Source organism: Bacillus sp. Medicinal_06 (assembly GCF_056711665.1).
In genome coordinates, this window is sequence record NZ_JBWYHD010000005.1 from 184,574 (window position 1) to 208,749 (window position 24,176).

Below are 24,176 nucleotides of genomic sequence, written 5' to 3' on the forward strand. Positions count from 1 at the left end.
CATGTAAAGGTCAATAAAAAAATGAAATAATCTCCTTATATAAAAAGGAATCGTCTACAGTTTCAAGAAATAAATAAAGTGTAACTTTAATCAGCAGGAAATTTCTTCATTCCAAACCTCCCTCTTGATATATTCTGGATATTAAGAGAACGAGATTACTCCCCACAAATAACGAGATAAAAAGGAGAAATGTAATGAAACAAGCCCTTTTAATTATTGATGCTCAACAAGAACTTATTGACGGTAACGAGCAAGAATCTGCAGTATTTCATAAAGATCAATTATTAACGAATATAAATATAGCCATTCAAAAAGCGATTCAATCCAATGCCCTTATTATTTTCGTCAGAGATACTGATGTTGCTTCCGGTATGGGGAAAGGATTTCAAGTACATGAGGAAATCAAAATCCCTCATGCGGTACAAATCATAGACAAACAAGCAACCAATTCATTTTATAACACCTCTTTACATACGATTTTAAGAGAGAAAGAAATTGGTCATCTTGTTATAGGTGGTTGTAAAACCGAGCATTGTATTGATACTGCCGTTAGAACAGCAACAGTACAGGGATTTGATGTCACCTTAATCAAAAACGGTCATTCCACAAATGATTCTACAATTTTATCAGCTCAGCAAATTATTGAACATCACAATAAAACACTACATGGTCATTATAATGTCGATCATTTTTCTATTGTTAGAGATGTCGAGGAAGATTTGTTTTCCCCAATTCATAATCAATATCGGGAGTAGAAAAATGGTATTCATAAATGAAAAAAGATTCCTTTTTTAAAAGGAATCTTTTTTCATCCAAATATCTGCGCAGCAATTCCATATAATTCACCATTTCGTTTCAAAAATTGATTACTGTTTTTCAACATAATTGGTGGTTAATTTACCTTTTGAAATCCAGCTTTCTCGAGTACAGTCATAAAAAATTCTTTTCCTTCTGGTACATCAATTCTAAGTTTTCCTTTATAATCTTTTGCCAAAAGATTAACAATTGTAGTTGCGATATGATTATTCGGCGCAACAATCGGTCCTATCATTCTATTTTCTGGAGTTTGTATGCTCATTCCATATCCCACAATATAATTTTCTTTATCTTTTACAACTATGCACTGTTCAGATTGTTCAATTCTTCTCTGTATAAAATTACTTCTATTTACCCCGAAAGCTGTTTCATCTAACTTCACAATTCCATTACTATCTCCCTTATCATAATCCATAAAAATGTGTTGCTCATTTCTATCGTAATCTTTAGGAGTTACATACTGATTACATATATACTTTGAAATATGCCTAACTACTTGAAAACCTAATCTCTCATATAAAGGTCTTCCTTCTTCTGTAGCAATAAGCATAATTGATGTCTTTTCTGAAACACTTCTTATACAAGCCTCTGTAATTTTTCTGCCAATCCCTTTCCCTTTATACTGAGGATGTACAATGACCATGCCAAGAGATGCTAATTTCTCTCCATATAGGATGATAGCTGCACTGGCAATAATCTCCCTCCTCTCATTCTTTCCACCATATACGATTCCTGATTGAAAAATTGTTTTGATTTCTTCTAAACTATAATCCCATCCAACTAATTCAGATAAATTTATAAGCTGTGGGATATCTTTTTCCTCAATTCTATCTATTACAATCACTACCTATCCTCCTTCTATATTCCATAAATAAATGTCTCCATACAACTCCCTTTAATATTCGAACTAGAAAAGCACTTATTTTTACAAAGATAAGAGTTAATCGACTTTGCATCTCCTACGATATTCTAATAACGTTATTTCTGCAGTCTTCGTTATCACCATCGCTCATCTACATATAACACCAAAGTGTATCGCTTGTTTAATAAATAGTGAAGAACTCTATTATTCTTGCTTATTAATAATTTTTGCTAACTCTATAAAAAAGCTTAATGATTCGGAGTTGGCCATGGAACCTTTATTAACTACCTTTTCTTCTGGAAACCCTAATAAAATTTTTCGAATTGGAACTTCTAATTTCTTTCCACTCAATGTCTTCGGAATTTGATCTACTACGTAAATTTCGTCAGGGACAAAACGAGGCGAAACCTTTTGTTTTATTTCAGCTTTTATCTCTTCTTTTAGATTATTACTTATATTTACTCCAGGTTTTAATACGACAAAAAGCGGCATAAATGATTTACGTCCAAGGAGCTCTAAATCCACTACTAAACTCTCCATAATGGCATCCAACGACTCAACTATACGATAGATTTCACTCGTCCCTAGGCGTACCCCTAGCCGATTGATTGTAGAGTCTGACCGCCCGAAAATAACACAGCTCCCTTTATCATCAAATTTGATCCAATCACCATGTCGCCAAATCCCTGGATACATCTCAAAATAACTTTCAAAATAACGTTTATTATTGTGATCTCCCCAGAAATAAACAGGCATAGATGGCATCGGTGCCGTTATAACCAATTCTCCAACTTCATTAATAACTGAATTGCCCTCATCATTAAATGATTGTGCGTGTGCTCCTAAAGAGCGCGCTTGTATTTCTCCTGCGTAAACAGGCAATATAGGAGAGCCACCAACAAATGCCGTACATACATCAGTCCCTCCACTAGTTGAAACAAGCCACACATCTCTTTTCACATTCTCATATACCCATAAGAATCCCTCTACTGATAGGGGAGAACCAGTGGAACAAATAGCCTTTAACTTAGAAAAACGGTGTCTTTCTTTTGGCTTAATCTCGAATTTCATACATGCACTTAGAAAACCAGCGCTTGTACCAAAGAAAGTAACACCAACTTCTTCTGCAAAATCCCATAATATATGTATACTAGGATAAGACGGGCTACCATCATATAAAACAATTGTGCCTCCAGTTAACAGCCCTCCCACTAGAAGGTTCCACATCATCCAGCCTGTTGTTGTAAACCAAAAGAACACATCATCTTGATTTACACCTTGTTCAACTAATAATGTCTTAAGCTGTTCTAATAGTATTCCACCTTGACTTTGTACAATCGGTTTTGGCAATCCTGTTGTTCCGGAAGAAAATAAAATCCATAGAGGATGATCAAATGGGACCTTTTCAAAAACAAGATCACAATCTCCTCGCAATAGATCGTTCCAATACATTGTACGATTATTTAATTCAGAATCATTACTGCCTACATAAGGGATTAAAACCGTCTGCTTTAAGGTAGGTAGACTCGATTGAATTTCCGAAACATTCGTTTCTCTATTCTGAATTTTACCATTATAAGAATACCCGTCAATTGCAAATAAAATTGTCGGTTCAATTTGTTTAAATCGATCAATAACAGTATTTTTCCCGAAATCAGGAGAACAGCTTGACCAAATGGCTCCTATGCTAGCACACGCTAAAAAAGCAATTACAGTTTCAGGAATATTTGGCATATAAGCAACAATACGATCCCCTGCTTTAACCCCTAATTCTTTTAGTGAATTTGCCACCATCGCTGTCTTTTGCTGAAGTTCTTTCCAGCTTATTTCTGTTCTCGGATTGGTTTCTGATTGAAAAATTACTGCTGGTTTATTTTTTCTTACATTTCGAAAAACATGTTCCGCATAATTTAAAGTAGCACCTGTGAACCATTTTGCCCCGGGCATCTTTCTTGATTCCAAAACTTGATTATATGGTGTGTTAGATTTGACTTGGCAATAATTCCAAATACCTTCCCAAAATGATTCAAGTTCTTCAACAGACCATTTCCATAATTCTTTTTGACTTGAAAAAGATAAACCCTTCTCTTGGTTAAGCCACTTCATAAAAAGACTAATACCTGAGTTTTCTATTTGTTGCTGCGATGGTTCCCATAGCGGCACACTATTATTAGTAATCGCTTTCATTATTATTCCTCCTTAACTTACAATTTTTTATGAAGTAAATAATAACTATATACAGCATGCGCTCTTGAAAAACCTTTTTTCAAAAAGCTGAAACCAATTATTTCATAAAAATTCCTGCTAACACAGAAATAGAAAAAGGTTCTCCTATAAAATGAAGAACCTTTTGTTTCACTATAAATATTACGTATAACCAGAAGTTTCCCTGTAACTCTTACTTTACACCCTGCATCACATATTACTTCGAAAGCAGCATTATTTTGCTTACACAAACAAAACATTTCTTTGCGCTACTTCAAGAACCCCCTCCTGAATTTGTTATACAAACTTATAAAGTATTATTGCTTTAATATGTTATTTAGCTCTTTCTGAAATACCATAATATCTAAATCATTTTTCAACATTCTCTCGATATCATAACCTAAAACAAACTCTCTTACCCTTGATTGAAACATAACGACAGAACCATATCTCTCTTGAAACCATTTCTGTTGTCTTAGTAACTTGAACTTTTTACTTATTATTCTTTTCTTTTTTGTTGGCACACAAAGAATGAACTGTACTGCCATCTCTCCTATTAATTCACCCAAATTTTCTCCTTCTTTCTATACTTAGAAGCCTGTTTTGAAATGTTATCTTATTTAATTACTAGAAGACACACGATACGAGACATGCCTCTTTTCAATTTTTTCTTCTATTTCCCTTATATTCTCTTTATCGTTCAATAATAATTGTTTATTCTCTATCAATAATTGTTTAAAGGATTTTCTTATTTTTTTTCGCATATTTTCTCCTCCTTCACGATTACAAATAACTTATTAAAGGATTATTTATATAAAAGATAAGTAATTATCTGCGCAGTCTTATAATAAAAGATTCGTGTGAAATCTATTTGAATTTCAGATGAAAACTAAGTATTTTTTCTGACAACTTTATGAATTGAAAGAAATTGCACAAAAAAAATAACGCCTGATCAACATATACTTGATTAGACGTTATCTATCGTATGAAGCACTTCTTTTTTATAACATATTTATAAATATTTCAGGTCGTCCCCAATTCATTTCCCCGCAAACAAAACGTACTTTCTCTTCATCAATAGTATGCAAACCTTCCTCTAACGAACAGAAAATTGGGACTTCGCAATGAATTTTTGCTAATTGTAATGATATATTTAAGTTCTCTAAATCACTTTCAATTTTTGTACGCTGTGCTTTCGTCAATGACGCTATATTTTCTAATACCGCCGCTACTGTACCATGTTCTTGAATGAGTTTATATGCTGTCTTCTCACCAATTCCTTTTACACCTGGATAGTTATCACTCGTGTCTCCCATAAACGCTTTGGCATGAACGATTTGCCAAGGCTCTACGCCTTTTTCTTCCATAATCTTCTCTGGTGTATAATATTCATAGTTTCCTATTCCCTTGCGAAGAAGCATTACGGTAACGTTCGTATCAACAAGCTGCAATAAATCTGTATCGCCTGTTAAAATATATACTTCCGCCTCACTAGCGTATTCTTTTGCTAACGTACCAATACAGTCATCTGCTTCATAGCCTTTCATACCAATTACAGGAATCGATAACTTTGAAGTCATCTCTTGTACGAGATCAAATTGTGGAATCAATTCTTCTGGTGGCGCTGCACGATTTGCTTTATAGTTTGAGAACGATTCCGTTCGGAATGTCGTACTTCCCATATCCCAGCATGTTACAATATGCGTCGGTTCAACCACTTGCGCTGCTGTTAATAAATGTTTCATATAACCATGAATCCCGTTTGTTGGGGTACCATCTTGTCTCTTCATAAATTGTCCATAAACACTTGTTGCGTAAAAAGCACGAAATAAGAGTGCCATACCATCAACTAACAATACTTTTTTCATAATTCCTCTCCTACTAACAAAAAATAATAACCTCACGTTATCACGTAAGGTTATATAAATAGATTACCATTCTACGTTTCTATTCAACTTTATCTATTATACAATGTTTTCATATATTTAGCACCATTAACAGCTCAAGATGTTTGGTTACAGCATGTATGAAGCAATCCCGAATACGTATTTTTGCCTGTTGAAACGACCACAGCCTTCGCAGTTCCGTTTACAACATGTGTACCTTTAAAACATACATTTTCAAGTTGAAGTGGATTGTAGTCTTTCATTCGTTTTAATGGAATAAAACGTTTGCGTTCAAGATGATAACAGCTTTCAAATTTCTCTACATTTGTTTCTTTCCCTGTTAACACCGATTCATTTACTAACAAATCTTCTGCATAAATAATCCGTACATCAGCTGGAACTGTATCACCTGCTGAAAGAAAAACCATATCCCCTGGAACTAGCTCCTCAACGGGAAGCTTCATTATTTTTGATTCACTATTTATCCCCGTAGTGGTACACCCTTCTACTCTAGAAACCGTAACCGTTACAATCTCACACTGGTTTTCATGATGAACACGTTGCTTTGCAAATCTAGGGATCATTCCGCCTAATTTCATCATTACATCAGAAAGAATTGCTCGTTTTGAAGATAATTCATTTTTCCCGTATACATGAATGCGTTTCTGTGCTTCTTTAATAGAAAGACCCTCTCTTGTTGTTTTAAAATAAGCAAATACAGACTTCACATCTCTTGTTGCAATTTCAATTAACAAATCTTTATTTTGTTTTAACATAGATTGTTCTTTCATCATTCTTTTACTTTGTTTATGAGACATGTTACCCACAAGTTTATTTACATATAACATATTATCGTCTCCTCCTTTACAACATAGGAAGAAACGCTTTGTTTCTCAATTTATCTCACTTTAACAATTCATGTATTTATACACCCTGTTAAAGTGTTCCGCGTTCAACTTACAACAATAAAGATGAACGTTATCTTATGATAAATATAGGGGGAGGAACAAGTCGTTTCCTGCCTACATCATATATTTTTGTTTCGAAGTATATGGGTAACGGAACCGAGTCAGAATTTGACATGCTCCTCACCTCCTCTTTCATTTTTTAGTCCATACTTATACTATGAAAATTACCATAGCTTGTTAACAAAAAGACCTCTACTCATAAGCGAGTAAAGGTCTTTACATACATAAATAAGCGATTCCTAATCAACATAGAAATCTGCGAACCTCTCCCTCGCCGAGTTTTAGCACTGTATAGCATAGGTACATTACCAGCTACGTTAAGAAAAACCTTAATTCGATCATTCCTGTTGACCCATTGGCGTCTCTCGACATTTTTGGGCAGTAGCATTTCTCTATACAGGAGCCTCACCTAACAGAGACTTATTTTTTATTATAAAGAAAATGTTACTCCTATTTAAAATAGATGTCAACAGTTTGAATTCAAACTTTCCCCTAAAGTAATGGATAAACTTATTGATTACGTCTCAGATGGATTAACGAATGAAAAATAAAAACCTTACGTATAAAACGTAAGGTTTTTCAATATGTTAAGCACCCAGCAATTACGACGCCAATAGAAATTGATAAAAACATAAGGAAAAGTCCAACACCCTGGTTATCTTCTTCAATACTTTGGTTGATATTAAAGCGCGGCGTGCACCATTCAGCTAAATAAAACACAATAATTTGCGCTAATACTCCAATCGCTCCCCATAAAACCATATCCATTAATGAAACAGAATGAGCAGCAGTTGAATACAAAACAATAGCAAGACCAAGAAGTCTTCCTCCAAGTGTGTAGCTTGCTGCTTTATTCCCTTTCGCCATTAACGAAAATTCCTTCACTTTTGTTGTTACTTCCATAAGAAAAAGACCGATACATAAAAGACCGATTGAAACCCCTAAATAAAGTAAGAAATTTATCATTTATAATCCTCCTTTTTAATTCCTACAGGTAAATAATAAGATTCATTCCCCGTAATTCTTGCACCTGCACGTATACCAATACTACTTGGTTTTCCAGCAATTAAAAATGATCCAAATACATACGATAACTCCTCATTCCCTTTTTCAGTCTCAAGAGAAACAACTGGAAGCTTTGTATACTTTTGAAATACAGGAAGCTCTCTTTTATATGTTTGATATGAATTTTGATCAATAATTTTGATATCTTTATCACGAATTGTAACTGTGTCGCCTTCTCTACCGAACGAAGGTTTTTGAACAAAAGAATTTTTTCCTAAAAACAGATCTGGTTCTAAGTAAGTAGGGAGCATGTATTCTTTAATCCATTGTTGTTCCTCATTTGTATAAAAAGCACCTGCCTCCACTAATCCCCAAATGAGACATTGAACCGATTTCGGCTGCAGTAGAAAAGATGACATTGGATTTATAATAAAGAGTTTCCCTTCCTTTACAAGTTGTAGTAACTCAATCCCTACAAAATCTCCGTTTTTTGGATCCCTGTCCTCTACTAAATGTTCAATAGGATATGTCTGGCGATACAAAACATCAATTGGCACACCATCTTCGTCCAGTAAAGCCCCTTCAGTAATTCTAAGTTCTGACATTGACACCACTTTGTTACTAACCTGACATAGCTGACTCAAATACCGAGTCGTATTCCAATCTTCTATATGTTCATGATGGGCTGTAAAGACAACGTTTGGTCTTTCTATCCCTTTAGATGCTTCCATCACAGCTTTTGTGATGCCAGAAGAGAGAAGGCGTTCCTGATTCTCGTTTGGGTCATGATACTCTAATTCTTTGCAGACCTCTCCATTGATTTGAAAACATTCCATGATAAAAGTCGGTGTATCACTATTAAACTCAAGCATTTTGATACCACTATCTGTCATCACAAAATCAAAACGTGAAATAACAGATTCAGGAAATAAAGATTTCATTCTGATAAAAGGCAGACTTGAAGATGGAAAGCCAAGTTCAAGAAGTTGGGCGTCAGACAAAGTCCGAAGCAGCCTAGCAGTCTTAAAAAATACTTTTCCCATTCGTTCTGTTGCTAACTGCAAAGCTTGAATAGTTTGTTCTGATATCTCAAAAACATGAAAAAGGCTGTACTCACTCCCGTATAAATCAGACCAAAATTGGGGAAACCTTGAATAAAATTGATTTCGTTTCTTTATGTAACACGACATAATCTAACCTCCAAATCCGCCCTTTGAACCGCTTCCAATTCCCCCTTTAAAATTAGATGAAGCTTGATGGGACTTAAATTCAGAAGAATTTTTGAAGGTTGATTTATTTTGATAATATCTACCACCGTAATAATAACTACCATGATAACTTGAATGGCTGTCATCGCATCGCCAAACACCCAGCTCATCATCCCAATCCCAATCTGCACAACTCTTATCTTTTGGTTTTGGAGGAAGATCTTCTGTACAGCCAGATAAAGCACCGGCCACTAAAGATGTAAGTACACCTGTTACTAACCATTTGGTTTTTGTCACTTTCCAACGCCCCTTTGTATATTATATTTTTATTATAAAAGAATTCATGATAAAGTAGAAGAAAAAGAAAGAGGGATTACAATTGCGGTTAGAATATCGACTCAATGATGAAGCGAAACAATATCCTGCCCTATGGAACTATGCCGATATTTCTGTGTCTGAAGCTGTCGCAAGGATGACTTGTGAGTACTTTATTAAAGAAGGGGATACATATGTCGTAACAGCGACCGCGATGGATCCCGATAGAACAGCAGTATTATATGTGCAAAAGGAAACGTTCTTCGATGACCCTTCAGAACCTACATATTCCCATATAGGTTTTGAGATTAGAGAATTACAAGGAGCAAATTCGATTTTAATAGAAAGTAAAGATGTATGGAACCATGACGAGATCTTAACGTATCTCCATTCAGATATTTTGTACGTTCAAAAAGACGGAATATTTATGGAATTCACCTTAGATTCCAGAGAGCTTGATGAAGATCGAAAATGCTATGTTTATTATGGGAATTTTACAGGTGAACACAGATAAAGTGAAACTTTAATCAGTAGCTTCATCCCCCCACTGATTATTAGCCCTCACGAATCGGGCTTTTCCGTACAATTAATCTCCCACCTAACTTTTTAGAAAAGCGGAAGTGGCTCGCTCAGAATTGCAGGACGTTGGAACTCTAGGCAGAGAGGCGCTTTTTGCCTCGTCCGAGGGGGGCGAAACGACCGGAGATTCTAGCCGCTAGAGCTGGACATTGCTTCCGCTCAATTTTGAGTTGGGAGTCTTACTGTCCTAAAATAGCGGGATAACAATTAAATGAAACTCCCATCATGTGGAGTTTCATTTGATTTCTAATATTTTTATGCTTTTTGCACAATGAAATTCCAATCACTTTCTAGCATACCGAAAAAAGTTCCCTACAATAAAAAACCTTACGTATAAAACGTAAGGTTTTTATATAGCCCCACACATGCCGTTCTCTCTAGATGTCCATAAACCTGCTCTCACAGGTGGATGTCCTCATAAATGCTTTCAGCTTCCTTCTTAAAAAGATGGCAGGCTGTTTACATTTAGATATTGAACTTCCGTATTATACTCATTGGTTTAAGACATACATAAGCTACGTACACCGTAGGAATTTTATATAATGTTAGTTGAAATAAGACCCCCGCACGTGCCGTCCCTCGTAAATGTCCAAAAACCCGCTACTCGCAGGTGGATGCCCTCACAGCTACCGTACATCTTCCTCCACAAGGAAGGCTTGATGATGGTTGCTAAATGTTGAGCTTCCGTATAACTAACATCGGTTTTAGACATAAATAAGTTACGTACACCGCAGGATGTTTTATTTACTTGTCGTTATCTTATCACATTGCATGCAATGTGTAAAATGTAATGTTTTGAAGTAATTTCTTGCTTGTGACCTTATTTTAATACAAAATATTTTTGCATGCAAGAGGTTACTGTACTTCTTTTACAATTTGGTTTTCTGGATAAGAAATCCAATCACTCCAGCTCCCAGCATATAACTTCACGTTACGAAAACCAGCTGTTTGTAACGCTAGTATATTCGGACATGCTGTTACACCCGATCCGCAATAGACGATTGTTTCTTTCTCTTTATTAAGGTGGTGGAACCGCTCCTCTTGCTCATCTTGATTTTTAAACTGACCTTCCGCCGTGATGCCATCTTTCCAAAAATAGTTTTCTGCTGTCGGAATGTGACCAGCTTTCGGATCGACAGATTCTTCAGCACCAGCATAACGCTTCGGCTCTCTAGAGTCGATTAGCGTAATATCTGCATTTATACGGATTTTTTCTTTCACATCTTCCATTGTTACAAGCATGCTGTCTTGTATATTCGGAATGAATGTTTTCCGTTCAATAGTTGGCACTGCTGCCGTTGTAGATAAATCGGATTCTCTCCATGCTGGGAAACCACCATTTAATACATATACTTTTTGATGACCTACATATGTTAATAGCCACCATAAACGCGAAGCCATCGCACCAGCTTGACTGTCGTATGCAACAACCTTCGTATGTTCATCAATACCAGCTTGAGAAAGCTTTTCAGCAAAATCCTGAATAGCTGGAAGTGGATGACGGCCACCATGCTCGGTAACAGGACTTGATAAATCAAGATTCAAATCAAAATATAATGCATGAGGAATATGTTCTTTCTCATACTCTTCTCTTCCCCAATTTGGATTAGCTAAGTCAAAACGACAATCGACGATGCGGACATGCTCATCTTCTATGTGATCACGTAACCATCCGACTGTAACAATCATACTTAACGACCTTCTTTCTCTTGCAGGCGACCTACATACTCCATAATCATATCTTCTGTTACAATTTTACGTTGCGGTGCAACACCTCGTTTAGCAAGATCATTAATTTGCTTCGTTACCATGTTAATTGCATCTACTGAAAAATGTTTTCCATTCGACGCAAGTGCTACTGCCGCTTCAATTGCCGCTTCACGCTGTGCTTCTAGTTGTAAAAATGTTGTTACAATTTCATTTTGTTTACGAGAATGTGCTGTAATTGCTTTATGTACTTCCATCTTCTCTTCCCCCTAAATAATTTATAATTTCTTGCCAAGTAGCTGCATAAAAAACAACTAGAGTTCCATTGTAAGTCGAATCATATCACGACATACAATTCCATTTTCAATAATCTCTTCTTCATAATGCTTTGAAAAGTAATCAAAATCAATAGAAAAAATACGAAAACCACATTTTTGATACAAAGCAAGCTGTGAAACACTAGAATTTCCTGTCCCTATTTCAAGTGTATGCATATGAGATTTCTTCGCGATTTGAATTGCATGTTGTACCAACTGCTTGCCAATCCCTTTTCCTTGTAGCTCTTCTAAAATAGCAATATTCATAATTTCCATTGTTTGTGGTCTTGTTTCAAGCAATACATATATTCCTACAATCTTTTCTTCCTCTTTTGCAACATAGATAAGACCGCGGTTCAAATATGAATGAATCTGCTCCTCACTTGGATCAGCGAGCAATAATAATGATTTAGGTGCTACCTCTTTAGAAATACGTTCTATTACAATTCCCATAAAAATTCCCCTTTCTCTCTTGTTCTAAACCCTCCTTGTCTACCATAAGTAATACAAAGGAGGGATTCACCATGGACAACAATGAGAAAAAGTGCAACGTCATCTCGATTGATGGAAAGAAAAAGAAAAACGGAACATATTCCCACCCAAAATTAGTTGTAGATGGAAAAACATATGAATTTTCTTCGTTCGTCTTATGCGGTGAAACACCGGATGGTAGACGCTTAGTTCTTACCCATATGATTTCTACAGATGAATTTGCAGGATTCGTAAAATCACTGGATGCTGTACTGCAAAAGAAAATTGAACGAATCTTTTTTTCATAGAGCTTATCAAATCTGAATTTCCTTTTCGATTGCTGTTAACTGTTTCCGTAATTGTTCCTTACTTTGTTCATATAGCGACACATCAATCGTCTCTGCTAAAACAAATAATATACTTTCGTAATACTGCCCAACATCTTGCTGCATCACTGTTCGGAATAAGTCCCATTTTACTTCCCATTCTTTTTTATAATGATGAATAAATAACTTTTCTTCATCTGCTACATATTGAGATACGACAGGTTCAAGCGACTCTTTCGTATCTTCTTGCATCGCTGCTTTATCATTTTTTTCAAAGAAGCTTTTCTCATTTTTGAAATGAGATAATGCCTTTTTAAAATGTTTTCCTTCTATGGAAGGAAATGGCTCTTTATGTGTAATAACCTGGTATTCATAATCAGCTGTCCCATTTAGAGAAACAGATTCATTTTCCAACTTACATTTTACTGCAATTTCATCCTTTGCTCGCTGCATCGCTTCATCCATCCATTTTTCAAGACGTAGTGACGTTGCACGCATTTCTTGTAATAAATCATGCTGAATGAAGGAGACAAGTTCCATAAGACATTCTTGTAGCTTCATTTTCACATTCCCATCCGTTCGAAGGGAGGCAGGATTAATAAATTCAGTAAACACATCGTTATAACGTAAAAAGAGACGCTGCTCTACATAATATAACAGTTCTTTCACTTCATTTTGCATTGCCTGTTCTTCTGCAAGTACACTATACGATGAAATAATATGAAGTAGCTGCTCACGTTCTGCTTCATATTTTTTTATTTGCTTTTCTTTTTCATCATTCCCTTGCTTCGCTCCTTGTATCATATTTGTAAGAAGCTGATCTGCGCTTTGTAGTGCACGATATAACGAATGAACAGATACAAGCATTAAATCGCGCATCATAAAGGATGTAAATGACTCTTCAAACTTTGTAATTCCCGAATTTTTCAAAATCCCGTACTTTTCTTTTGCTATACTCTTTCCTTGTTTCTCTTCAAGCGCACATAAACTCGAAATTGCAAATAAACGTGGATTTCGGATACCGTATTGCAGAAGCTGATCTGCAATATATCCTTTTACCATTTCAAGTTCCTCCTCAGACTGTGCTAAGTCTGCTGCATTAATTAAGAAAAACATTTTATCAAGCGCAAATGTATCTTTCACGCGACCAAGCTGAATTAAAAATTCACGATCCGCTCTTGAAAAGACATGGTTGTAGTACGTTACAAATAAAATCGCATCAGCATTTTTAATATATTGGAATGCAACGTCCGTATGCCGAGCATTAATAGAATCTGCTCCTGGTGTATCAACAAGCGCAACGCCTTGTCTCGTTAAAGCACAATCGTAGTACAGTTCCATATATTCAACAAAACACGATTTTTCTTCGTTCGCTACATAATCCGAGAACTCTTCTAACGTAACTTGTACTTGTTCTCCCAAATGATTAGAAACCACTGGATATCCTCTCTGTACCGCACGTAAAAAACTAAACGTTGTTTTTTGTTTTCCGCTAGGTGATGGATATTTTAGGATCGTATCTATTTGTGATAACGCTTCTTCAAATGTCTCAATTTCATAATGAAACATTTTATAAACTGCTTTCATATCTTCTAATAGCGCTTGCTGCGATTTAAACTGAACAATTACTGTACCATGAGGTTTATCTTCTGTAATCGGTAAAATTTGATTAATTGTCGCCGTGGTTGGATTAGGTGATACTGGAAGTACATTCGCACCAAGTAGCGCATTTGCAAATGATGATTTCCCGGCACTAAAAGCTCCAAATAAAGCTACTGTAAATTGTTTCGTTTCAACACGCTTTCTTTTCCCTACAACTTCTTGATGCAAATGTTTAAGTGCCTGCAGAGGTTCTAGTACCATTTCCGCATCTTTTACTTGTTCTAATATACGCTGGATATTTAATGTTGCCGTTGTTTTTATATTTTCTTCATTGTAAGAAATGCTGTCGCTTTGTATCTCTTGTTCTTGTAATGTGAATTTCTCATTTACAACCAGCTTCTTACCTTGCAATACTTGTTCTACTTGCAATCCATCTGGCACTGGTACATGTTCGCTCCAAATACTTTGTAAATAATTTTCGTATTCATCATACGCCTTAATGTATTGTAATTTTGTTTCCTTTGCAGTCTGTAACAGAGTATACTGTTCAATTTCCTGTTCAATATAAACAATCTCTTTCTCCATTTTTTTCTGTAAAACGCTCGTACTTTTTTCGAAGATTTGCTGCGCTTTCATAAAGTATCTTTTCTTTAGCTCATTCGCAACATCAGCTGTATAAAGAAGCAAATAATCTCCTGTAAACCCTGCACCTTGCTTAATAGTTTCTGCTAATAATTCAGGACCAAAAGAAATTTGCAGTGCATATATGTCTTTCCCAACTTTTTCTGTAAACATCTCTTCATCTTTTAAGAAAGCCACAATAAACTCTTTCACATGAAAATCAAGCTGCGTTTCAACAGTCTTCCCTAGCGCCGAATAAAATGCATCTAAACGCCTTTGTTTTTCTTGTTCTGTTTTCCCTTTTGCAAATAGCAAACCAACTTTAAATTTTGTTAATTTTGTTTCTAAATATTGATTTGCTAACTCCCGCATTTCAAATGGCATTAAGTAAGCGTTCTCTAATATCGCTTGCAATCCTTTTATAAATTCATTTTTCACGTCCGATTCTTTACTAGCCACGCGTCGTTTATTTTCAATAAGCTCTTCTTTCTTTTCCATTACATCTTCAAGTGATAAAGATGATGCTAATTCTTTTTGATAGGGCATTAATTGTTTTTCATTTTCTGAAAGAACGAATGAAAAATGCTCTTGTAATAAGTATTCTGTTTCTCTTTCCATACCATTTTCCACATATTTCTCACGCTCTTCCATAATAGAAGAAAGTAAATTCTCTAACCTTTGAATTTCATTATATGGATGATTCATCATTCGTAAAGAAGTATAAAAAATGCCGTCTACTTCAATATCCCAGTTAGAGAAGGATTGGCTCACGCTTTTCTTGTAATCCTCAAATGATAACTCTCTTTCCTTATGTTTATCAATTTGATTGATAACAAGATAAACCGTCTTATTACGCTGCTTCAATTCTTTCACGAATTGCAAATTCACTTCCGATTGGACATGGTTATAGTCCATCATGTAAAAAATAACATCTGCAAGATGGAGTGTTGATTCTGTCGCTAATTGATGCGCATCATCTGTTGAATCAATTCCAGGTGTATCAACAAGCATAACACCATCAGGAATCGGTGCATCATTTCGATAAATGTGAACACCTATTACTTCATCACCATTTTTACAAAGCTGCTTCAACTCTTCCGCTGAGTATGCACCGTCATATTCGTAATGTTCTCCAGATTTCACCGTTACAACAACACGGTCCGCTCCCTTTTCAATTTTAACAACGTTTGCACTTGTCGGAATCGGACTTGTTGGCAATAGCTGCGCTTTATATAAGTGGTTCATCATTGTCGATTTTCCAGCAGAAAAATGACCGCAAAAGGCAATCATAAGCTGTTCTTCCTTATATTTTTGAATCACTTCAAACAATTTCAAGCTATTCTCCGCGTCACCATGTTTCTGCCATTCTTCATAAAAACAAACAAGTTTTTTCATACTGTTTGTCTGTACTATGTTTGTCATCCCCTTGTTCCCCTCTATTCCAAGATGTATATACCCTATTATCATACTAAATTTTCAGGATATTCTCATTAAAAATAAAAAAATCCCTTTCATTCTTTTTACAGATGAAAGGGATTCTATGTAAGTTTGTTCATTTTGTTGCTTCGACTTCATTTAACACATATTTTGTAACGACAGCATACACAGCAACTGTTCCTGCCACTAATGCATATACCATATTTAGCACACCAACCTTTTTGATAATGATTATCACTTTTGGGTACATTTTATCATTAAAGAGAATCATTATCAATATTAATTTCTAAAAAAGAAGCTCCTTGAAAATAAGGAACTTCTCTACTACCTGTTTTAAAGGAGTGAAAAACTTGCTGTGCACTCTTATTATATCTCATAACAAACATCTTAACAGTTTCAAAAATTGGAAATATCCTTATCTCCTCTTCCTTCCATTATTGTATAATAAAAGAGATTGACTTAAAGGAGGTAAACGATGACGCAAAACATTTCACAAGGCGAGAGGATTCATTCTATTGATATTATTAGGGGAATTGCTGTATTCGGTATTTTTCTCGTTAACTGGCCCGTTATTGCTGGTGTTGATTCTCGTGACATTACAGGAAGTTATGAAGGAATAGACAGCTATATCCGCCTATTTTATGACATGTTTATTCAAACAAAATTTTATACTATTTTTTCATTTTTGTTTGGATTAGGCTTTTTCATTTTTATGCAGCGTGCTGAAGCGAAAACAGATCATCCAAAAACATTATTCATTCGTCGACTTCTCATTTTATTATTATTCGGCTTCTTGCATTACGCCCTTTTATGGGATGGTGATATTTTACATAGCTATGCAATTGCGGGGTTTTTCTTATTATTATTTTACAAAAGACAACCACATACCATTTTAGTATGTTCATTGATTCTATTAAGTCTTTTCCAACTGTTTATGTTATTAGTTAGCATCATGATCGCTTTTGTACCAATAGAAGAACTAGCTTCTTCTCTACCCATTATGCCATTAGAAAATTGGAGCATACAAGTACAAGATCGCTTGCATGCCTTTTATTCTGAATCCATTGGGTTAAACATTTCGATGCTTCCAGAAACAGTTGGTTTATTCTTACTCGGCTTATACGCTGGTAAAAAAGACATTTTCCGCCGAGCAAAAGAATTAGATTCCAAACTAAAAAAGTGGCAAATCATTATGTTTATCCTAACACTTCCAATGTGGTTCTTTATGATTCGTTACTTTGTAACAAAACAGCCGTATGAACCAATCTACATGAGTGGTTTTACAATGTTTAGTGGAAAAACTTTATTTATCTTTTACATTTTCACACTTATGCGTTTATTACAAAAGGAACAATGGCAAAAATTATTACAGCCCTTTCAATATGTAGGACGAATGGCACTAACAAACTACATTTCACACACAGTAATTACATTGATTGTGTTCGGTCTATTTTTCAAAAATTATTTACCGGTTCCATTATGGATAGGCCCGCTATTTTGTATTAGTTTTTATACACTACAAATCTTTATTAGCCGCTGGTGGCTCTCTCATTATCAGTATGGCCCACTTGAATACATTTGGCGCCTTGGTACATATGGAAAATTGATGCCAATCAAAAAGAAAAGGAAGGTCTCATGACGAGACCTTCCTTTTCCTTACGCTTGCCTTACAGCACTTTGTACTGGAACTTGCTCTTCTTTTTCTTTCACTTTACGCTCTGGAACCATATTAAATACAATATTTAAAAGTACAGCTGACGCACTTCCAAGCACGATTCCGTTATCTGTTAAAATACGGATACTTTCTGGAAGCTGAGAAAATAACGTTGGAACGACTGTTACGCCAAGTCCAATACCAACGGAGCATGCTACAATTAGTAAATTTTCTTGTTTTGCAAAGTCTACACTGCTTAACATCTTAATACCATATGCCATAACCATACCAAACATCGCTAGCATAGCACCACCAAGCACCGGTTTTGGAATAATCGTTGTGATAGCGGCAATTTTCGGAATAAAACCAAGTACGATTAACATACCACCGCAAGTATAAATGATAACGCGATTTCGTACACCTGTTAATTGAACAAGACCGACGTTTTGAGAATACGTCGTATACGGAAAGGCATTAAAAATACCACCTAAAATCATCGCTAACCCTTCAGCACGGTAACCTTTTGTTAGCTCTTTTTCACCAATCTTTTTATTACAAATATCCGATAAAGCAAAATACACACCAGTTGCTTCTACAATCCCAACGCAAGCAACAAGAATCATCGTAATTATCGGTGTTAATTCAAATGTTGGTGTACCGAAGTAAAACGGCTGAATTCCATGAAACCAATCTGCTTCTCCAACCGCTTGTAAACTTACTTTCCCCATAAATGCTGCCACAATCGTACCAAATAAGAGACCGAGTAAAATAGAAATAGAACGGATAAAACCATCAAAGAAACGATACATAATGATAATAAATAGTAATACACCGAATGCTAATGCTAAGTTCTCAATACTACCAAAATCTTTACTACCTACGCCCCCAGCCATATCATTAATCGCTGCCGGAACTAATGTAACCCCAATAACTGTAACAACAGAACCCGTTACAACAGGCGGGAATAGTTTCACGAGCTTCCCAAATAGTTTTGCAAAAATAACAACGAACAATCCGGCTGCAATAATTGCTCCATATATGGAAGAAACACCGTACTGTTTACCGATTGCGATCATCGGTCCAACTGCTGTAAATGTACAACCGAGTACAACAGGAAGGCCAATTCCAAAAAAGCGATTCGATAAAGCTTGTAAAATCGTTGCGACACCACACATTAATAAATCGATAGATACTAAGTATGTTAATTCTCGTTGATTTAAGCCAAGTCCCCCGCCAACGATAAGCGGAACAATGATTGCTCCTGCATACATCGCAAGCATATGCTGCATGCCAAGGGATGCGATTTTAAATGGGTGCTGCTTCATGGCTATTTCACCTCCGCAGTCTCATGCTCAACAAATGTAACCGTACCGTTATCAAGTGATGCAATTTCTGCAAGTGATTCTACACGAACACCGCTCTCACGTAGCTTCTTTCCTCCATCTTGAAATGCTTTTTCAATGACAATACCAATTCCTGCAATACTTGCTCCAGCTTGCTCTACTAAACTCATTAAGCCTAAAGCAGCCTGACCATTTGCTAAAAAGTCATCAATGATTAAGACACGATCATTTTCATGGATATGATTTCTAGATAATGAAATTTCATTCGTTTCTTGTTTTGTAAATGAGTATACTTTCGCCACATACATATTATCTTGTAACGTTAACGATTTACGCTTTCTTGCAAAGATTACTTTTACACCAAGCTCTAAAGCTGCCATAACTGCTGGCGCAATTCCTGAAGATTCAATCGTAACGATTTTTGTAATGTTCTCTTCTTTAAAACGCTGTGCAAACTCTTTTCCGATTTCTTGCATAAGTACTGGATCAATTTGATGATTTAAAAATGCATCTACCTTTAATACATCACCAGATAAAACCGTTCCTTCATTTAAAATCTTTTCTTGTAATACTTTCATGTTTGTTCCTCCTCTTATGCAATAAAAAACTCCAAAAGCCGCCACCACTCGTTACAAGTGAGAGACGCGCTTTTGGAGCTTCGCAAAAAAGAATGCTAAACCAGCAATATATTCGTCCTCACTCATAGTCAAAGCATTTACGGTACTTCGGTAGAAACTTGCAGGCCATATCCCCGCGATTATATGAGTGTAGCTAACCTATTTATTTTATAGATGGATTATAACGCACTTTTTTTATTTTGAAAAGCATTTCTAATAAAAAACACGTACAAATTTTATAAAAATATCTTTTTCGTTCGAGTTTTGAAAACTCTTACATTTTATATTCTCCTGCTAAAGAGTCGTTAAAATGACTGGTCCATCCTTTGTGATTGCTATCGTATGTTCGTATTGTGCTGACAGCTTTCCATCCATTGTTCTTGCAGTCCATCCGTTCACATCTACTTTTGAATATCGCATCCCTACATTTACAATGGGCTCAATCGTTATAACCATTCCTTCTTGTAGTTCCGGTCCTTGACCTGGCTTTCCAAAATGAAAAATTGCAGGTTCCTCATGAATTTCCTTCCCAATTCCATGCCCTGTAAAATCCCTTGCCACAGAAAATCCTTCTGAGGTTACGTAGCTTTCAATCGCATATCCAATATCTCCTACACGATTTCCAACTATCGCTTGCTCAATCCCTTTATATAAAGTATTTTCTGTTACTAGTAGTAACTTTTCTGCCTCATTAGAAATATCTCCTACTTTATAAGTCCACGCAGAATCAGCAAGCGCACCATTTAAGTTCACTACCATATCAATCGTAACAATATCTCCTGCATGTAACGGTTGATTAGTTGGAAAACCATGACACATTTCATCGTTCACAGACGCACATATTGCATATGGATAATCGTTATATCCTTTTTGCTTAGGCGATGCACCATATTTTTCTAAATACATTTCAACAAATGTATCAATTTCTAGTGTAGTAATACCCGCCTTTATCATCTTTGCAATTTCTCGATGACACGAAGCTAGCAACTTCCCAGATTCACGCATCAAATCTATTTCTTTTTTCGTTTTTATCGTTATCATTAAATCTCTCCTCCTTTATCCCTCTATCCACGGGCTTTACACTCCCCTCGATATAAGTTATCCAAATTCAATCATACACATCTTCCCAGGAATTTCAAAAGAGTTATCATTTCACATTTTCTTCACAAATTCACATACCAAAACTTGTAAGAAGTCGTGACTTTTCAAGTTCTCATTATAGACATAGTTTTTATTGTATTAATGAACACTTTTTGAAAGCATATTCGAACGCAGTTAAATTATCTAAATTTTTTGTATTATAAAAATGTAAGATTTCATTTATCCAAGGAGGGTTATTATGGGCGAACATAAATTACATCAGCCAGAAAACGAAAGTAATGAAAAAAACTCGTTAAAAGGAACTTTAATCTCTGTTTTTTTTGTTGGTTTTTTCATTATTTTCATGTGGTTTAGCGTCTATCAGATTTTTGTTAATCGGCTATAATATATAGTTTTGAAAAGGGAGATGGGGATATGCACTTACATAAATACGAAAAAATTTGGCTCATTTTCGGTGTCGGCTCACTGTTCGTATTTTTAGCTATTTTAGGAATTAGCGCTTTTTATATGGGAAACAAACCGCCAAGTTGTTTAACTATAATTGACCCAGAAAAGGTTCAGGCAACCGCACCATTTGATCAACCTGGCGTTAAACAAGTTGGAAAAAATCATTATCAGGTGACGATTGTCTCACAAGCTTTCTCTTTCACACCAAATACAATTAAAGTACCAAAGGGGGCAAAAGTTGATTTTGTCGTTGCGACAAAAGATGTTGTACATGGATTTGAAATCGCAGGTACAAACGTTAATATGATGGTTGAACCAGGATATGTAAGCACAGCTTCACAGGTTTTCCAAAAAGCTGGAGAATATCTAATTGTCTGTAATGAATATTGTGGTACTGGCCATCATATGATGAGCGCGAAAGTTGAGGTGTCCGAAAAATGATTGCACTGCAAGATAAAATAAGTAAACGAGATGCAAAATTAGCAATAGCTCATATTCACATCGCATTTATTGCTCTATTTTTAGGTGGATTATGCGGATTACTACAAGTCCTCGTTCGTTCAGGGAAATTCAATTTACCAGCTGGCATTGGCTACTATCAAGTGTTAACAACACATGGTGTTTTACTCGGACTTGTATTAACGACGTTCTTTATTATTGGTTTTTTATTTGCTTGCATGAGTAAAACAACTGGCACCCTCTCAAAAGGTGTGCGAAAAACAGGCTGGATTGGTTTTTGGCTTATGACAATTGGAACGACAATTACTGCAATTTTCATCCTACTTAATAAAGCAACTGTACTCTATACGTTCTATGCTCCATTAAAAGCGCATCCTGGATTTTACATTGGACTTACCCTTGTTATTGTTGGAAGTTGGTTCAGCGGATTTGCAATGTTTGCTCAATATCGTACATGGAAAAAACATAACAAAGGAAAAATAGGTCCGTTGCTGAGCTTTATGGCTGTTGTAACAATGGCACTGTGGCTTGTTGCAACACTTGGCGTTGCAGCTGCAGCACTTATTCAATTTATCCCGTGGAGCTTAGGCTTTGTTGATAAAATCGATGTCCTTGTCAGTCGAACATTGTTTTGGTACTTCGGCCATCCACTCGTTTATTTTTGGCTCCTTCCTGCCTATATGGCTTGGTATGTCATTATACCGAAAATTATTGGCGGTAAAATTTTCAGTGACTCACTAGCCCGTTTATCATTCATCTTATTTTTACTATTTTCTATGCCTGTAGGATTTCATCACCAATTAACAGAACCAGGCATTGATCCTGAATGGAAATACTTGCAAGTTGTCTTAACATTTCTGGTTGTTATTCCTTCTTTAATGACTGCCTTCTCCTTATTTGCAACCTTTGAACAATTTGGACGATCAAAGGGAGCTACTGGACTATTTGGGTGGCTTCGCATGCTTCCATGGGGAAATGCTAGATTTTTCGCCCCATTTGTCGGTATGCTTATGTTCATACCAGCTGGTGCTGGCGGACTTGTTAATGCAAGCAACCAACTAAATCAAGTTGTTCATAATACCGTATGGGTAACGGGACATTTTCATTTAACATTGGCTACCTCTGTTGTATTAACATTTTTCGGAATCGCCTACTGGTTAATTCCACATCTAACAGGACGCGTTATGACAAAAGAAATGAATCGACTAGCTATGATTCAAACTTGCGTATGGGCGATAGGCATGTTCTTCATGTCTACTGGTATGCACTTTGCTGGATTACTCGGAGCACCTCGTCGCTCAGCTTTTTCTACCTACGGAAATTCACAACAAGCACTCGAATGGATTCCATACCAAATTGCTCAAGCAGTCGGAGGATCCATTTTATTCGTTGGCATTGTAATTGCGATCATCATTTATGTAGATCTAGTCTTCTTCGCACCAAAAGGACAAACTGAGTTCCCAATCGGCAAAGTAGCCGATGCATCTGAACGTACACCGATGGTTTTCGATAATTGGAAACTCTGGATTGGTATTACAGCTTTGCTTATTTTATTCGCTTATACTATTCCGTTTATTGATATGATTCAAAATGCTCCGCCTGGTTCAAAAGGATTTAAGTTATGGTAACTGAAAAGCAGAGGGAGATCTCCTCTGCTTTATTTCAAATATCACTTATTCATCATGCACCTGTAGGCATAAATCGAATACATCATTTTTAAAAATTCAAAGTGACTTCCATTTGTCTCCTGAATAAAAGTTCCCACCGATTCAAACCCTGCCTTCTTATAAACTTTAATCGCTCTTTCATTAAATATTGCCACTGATAACGTTATATACTTCGGCTGATACTTCTTTTCACAAAAAGCTAGACCTGCCTTTATAAATGCTAATCCTAAGCGATTTCCAGTCAGTTTTGGTTTCATTCCAAGCCCAATATCCACTGTATGAATATCTACTTTAGTAAAACTAAAAAATCCAATAAGCTGATTATTCTCACTAACAGCAAAAGTCGTTTCTGCGCGTATTGTAGGATCTAAAAACTCCACTAAATCTTCTTTATCCGCTTCCATATCATAAAAAGAGTACTGACCCTCATAATGCCAATTATATGCAATTTCTTCTGCTTGCTCTTGTGTCATCACTTCAAAAGCATAATTCACCCTTACTCCTCCTTATCTAAGGCACATATACGGTAAACTTTCATTCATAAAAAGGAGCTGCATATATGC

General features: G+C 35.9%; 23 protein-coding genes, 2 other RNA genes, 1 pseudogene and 2 riboswitches. Of the genes and pseudogenes, 7 read left to right on the forward strand and 19 right to left on the reverse strand.

What is annotated here, in order from left to right; translation table 11 throughout:
• Positions 1-194: 194 nt before the first annotated feature.
• On the forward strand, positions 195-755 hold the full coding sequence (locus tag AC1M36_RS13845; RefSeq protein ID WP_336451831.1) for an isochorismatase family protein: 561 nt from the start codon (positions 195-197) through the stop codon (positions 753-755).
• A gap of 53 nt (positions 756-808) precedes the next feature.
• Here AC1M36_RS13845 and AC1M36_RS13850 read toward each other — a convergent pair.
• The 9 genes and pseudogenes from AC1M36_RS13850 to AC1M36_RS13890 form a co-directional block, all read right to left on the reverse strand.
• Positions 809-1,660 (reverse strand): annotated as a pseudogene (locus AC1M36_RS13850) (GNAT family N-acetyltransferase).
• 222 nt (positions 1,661-1,882) lie between these two features.
• Positions 1,883-3,865, reverse strand: a complete 1,983-nt coding sequence (locus AC1M36_RS13855) for an acetoacetate--CoA ligase (RefSeq protein WP_479845962.1) — start codon at positions 3,863-3,865, stop codon at positions 1,883-1,885.
• A gap of 335 nt (positions 3,866-4,200) precedes the next feature.
• The gene (locus AC1M36_RS13860) at positions 4,201-4,452 is read right to left on the reverse strand and encodes a hypothetical protein (protein ID WP_336451828.1); all 252 of its coding nucleotides are present in this window, start codon (positions 4,450-4,452) and stop codon (positions 4,201-4,203) included.
• A gap of 51 nt (positions 4,453-4,503) precedes the next feature.
• A complete protein-coding gene (locus AC1M36_RS13865; protein WP_174103054.1) occupies positions 4,504-4,647 on the reverse strand; it encodes an FbpB family small basic protein in 144 nt (47 codons plus the stop codon).
• A 237-nt stretch (positions 4,648-4,884) separates the two neighbouring features.
• Positions 4,885-5,751, reverse strand: a complete 867-nt coding sequence (locus AC1M36_RS13870; protein ID WP_479845963.1) for a 5'-3' exonuclease — start codon at positions 5,749-5,751, stop codon at positions 4,885-4,887.
• A gap of 134 nt (positions 5,752-5,885) precedes the next feature.
• Positions 5,886-6,617, reverse strand: a complete 732-nt coding sequence (locus AC1M36_RS13875) for a P-type ATPase actuator domain-containing protein (protein ID WP_336451826.1) — start codon at positions 6,615-6,617, stop codon at positions 5,886-5,888.
• 380 nt (positions 6,618-6,997) lie between these two features.
• A riboswitch (M-box (ykoK) riboswitch) is annotated at positions 6,998-7,161 on the reverse strand.
• 155 nt (positions 7,162-7,316) lie between these two features.
• The gene (locus AC1M36_RS13880) at positions 7,317-7,703 is read right to left on the reverse strand and encodes a DUF350 domain-containing protein (RefSeq protein ID WP_336451825.1); all 387 of its coding nucleotides are present in this window, start codon (positions 7,701-7,703) and stop codon (positions 7,317-7,319) included.
• Entirely contained in the window at positions 7,700-8,932 is a 1,233-nt protein-coding gene (locus AC1M36_RS13885; RefSeq protein ID WP_336451824.1) for a glutathionylspermidine synthase family protein, read from the reverse strand. The genes AC1M36_RS13880 and AC1M36_RS13885 overlap by 4 nt, the downstream gene beginning before the upstream one ends.
• Before the next feature lie 3 nt (positions 8,933-8,935).
• Positions 8,936-9,247 (reverse strand): hypothetical protein, encoded by a 312-nt coding sequence (locus tag AC1M36_RS13890; RefSeq protein ID WP_336451823.1) that lies wholly within the window; start codon positions 9,245-9,247, stop codon positions 8,936-8,938.
• Positions 9,248-9,329: 82 nt separating this feature from the next.
• Between AC1M36_RS13890 and AC1M36_RS13895 the strand changes: the two genes are divergently transcribed.
• The gene (locus AC1M36_RS13895; protein WP_336451822.1) at positions 9,330-9,779 is read left to right on the forward strand and encodes a hypothetical protein; all 450 of its coding nucleotides are present in this window, start codon (positions 9,330-9,332) and stop codon (positions 9,777-9,779) included.
• A gap of 417 nt (positions 9,780-10,196) precedes the next feature.
• On the opposite strand, the gene ssrS (AC1M36_RS13900) is transcribed toward AC1M36_RS13895, so the two are convergent.
• From ssrS (AC1M36_RS13900) to AC1M36_RS13920, 5 genes are all read right to left on the reverse strand, one after another.
• Positions 10,197-10,380, reverse strand: a non-coding RNA gene (gene ssrS, locus AC1M36_RS13900) — 6S RNA.
• Positions 10,381-10,401: 21 nt separating this feature from the next.
• Positions 10,402-10,584, reverse strand: a non-coding RNA gene (gene ssrS / locus AC1M36_RS13905) — 6S RNA.
• A 115-nt stretch (positions 10,585-10,699) separates the two neighbouring features.
• Complete coding sequence (locus AC1M36_RS13910) at positions 10,700-11,533, reverse strand: sulfurtransferase (protein ID WP_336451821.1); 834 nt, start codon at positions 11,531-11,533, stop codon at positions 10,700-10,702.
• Positions 11,534-11,535: 2 nt separating this feature from the next.
• On the reverse strand, positions 11,536-11,808 hold the full coding sequence (locus AC1M36_RS13915) for a DUF2533 family protein (protein ID WP_336451820.1): 273 nt from the start codon (positions 11,806-11,808) through the stop codon (positions 11,536-11,538).
• Positions 11,809-11,865: 57 nt separating this feature from the next.
• A complete protein-coding gene (locus tag AC1M36_RS13920) occupies positions 11,866-12,321 on the reverse strand; it encodes a GNAT family N-acetyltransferase (protein ID WP_336451819.1) in 456 nt (151 codons plus the stop codon).
• 71 nt (positions 12,322-12,392) lie between these two features.
• Between AC1M36_RS13920 and AC1M36_RS13925 the strand changes: the two genes are divergently transcribed.
• Complete coding sequence (locus tag AC1M36_RS13925; RefSeq protein ID WP_000369734.1) at positions 12,393-12,647, forward strand: DUF3931 domain-containing protein; 255 nt, start codon at positions 12,393-12,395, stop codon at positions 12,645-12,647.
• Between the two features lie 6 nt (positions 12,648-12,653).
• Here the strand turns inward: AC1M36_RS13925 and AC1M36_RS13930 are convergent, their stop codons facing one another.
• Positions 12,654-16,310, reverse strand: a complete 3,657-nt coding sequence (locus AC1M36_RS13930; protein ID WP_479845964.1) for a dynamin family protein — start codon at positions 16,308-16,310, stop codon at positions 12,654-12,656.
• Positions 16,311-16,800: 490 nt separating this feature from the next.
• Here AC1M36_RS13930 and AC1M36_RS13935 point away from each other — a divergent pair, with 490 nt between their 5' ends.
• Positions 16,801-17,964 carry a DUF418 domain-containing protein gene (locus AC1M36_RS13935; RefSeq protein ID WP_336451817.1) on the forward strand — a complete coding sequence of 388 codons (1,164 nt, stop codon included), beginning with the start codon at positions 16,801-16,803 and terminating at the stop codon, positions 17,962-17,964.
• Between the two features lie 17 nt (positions 17,965-17,981).
• Here the strand turns inward: AC1M36_RS13935 and pbuX are convergent, their stop codons facing one another.
• The 3 genes from pbuX to AC1M36_RS13950 all read right to left on the reverse strand — a co-directional run bounded on the left by pbuX (position 17,982) and on the right by AC1M36_RS13950 (position 20,980).
• Complete coding sequence (gene pbuX / locus AC1M36_RS13940; protein ID WP_336451816.1) at positions 17,982-19,304, reverse strand: xanthine permease PbuX; 1,323 nt, start codon at positions 19,302-19,304, stop codon at positions 17,982-17,984.
• A gap of 2 nt (positions 19,305-19,306) precedes the next feature.
• Positions 19,307-19,900, reverse strand: a complete 594-nt coding sequence (locus AC1M36_RS13945) for a xanthine phosphoribosyltransferase (RefSeq protein WP_336451815.1) — start codon at positions 19,898-19,900, stop codon at positions 19,307-19,309.
• 105 nt (positions 19,901-20,005) lie between these two features.
• Positions 20,006-20,107, reverse strand: a riboswitch (purine riboswitch).
• Positions 20,108-20,233: 126 nt separating this feature from the next.
• Positions 20,234-20,980: a type I methionyl aminopeptidase gene (locus AC1M36_RS13950; protein WP_336451814.1), complete on the reverse strand. Its 747-nt coding sequence runs from the start codon at positions 20,978-20,980 to the stop codon at positions 20,234-20,236.
• 298 nt (positions 20,981-21,278) lie between these two features.
• On the opposite strand from AC1M36_RS13950, the gene AC1M36_RS13955 reads away from it, so the two are divergent.
• The 3 genes from AC1M36_RS13955 to AC1M36_RS13965 are packed head-to-tail and all read left to right on the forward strand — an operon-like array spanning position 21,279 to position 23,574.
• Positions 21,279-21,425: a cytochrome c oxidase subunit 2A gene (locus AC1M36_RS13955; protein WP_336451813.1), complete on the forward strand. Its 147-nt coding sequence runs from the start codon at positions 21,279-21,281 to the stop codon at positions 21,423-21,425.
• A 29-nt stretch (positions 21,426-21,454) separates the two neighbouring features.
• Entirely contained in the window at positions 21,455-21,928 is a 474-nt protein-coding gene (locus tag AC1M36_RS13960; RefSeq protein WP_336451812.1) for a cytochrome c oxidase subunit II, read from the forward strand.
• Complete coding sequence (locus tag AC1M36_RS13965) at positions 21,925-23,574, forward strand: b(o/a)3-type cytochrome-c oxidase subunit 1 (RefSeq protein WP_336451811.1); 1,650 nt, start codon at positions 21,925-21,927, stop codon at positions 23,572-23,574. Before AC1M36_RS13960 ends, AC1M36_RS13965 begins: the two co-directional genes overlap by 4 nt.
• Positions 23,575-23,615: 41 nt before the next feature.
• On the opposite strand, the gene AC1M36_RS13970 is transcribed toward AC1M36_RS13965, so the two are convergent.
• Complete coding sequence (locus AC1M36_RS13970; RefSeq protein WP_336451810.1) at positions 23,616-24,107, reverse strand: GNAT family N-acetyltransferase; 492 nt, start codon at positions 24,105-24,107, stop codon at positions 23,616-23,618.
• Positions 24,108-24,176: the final 69 nt, after the last annotated feature.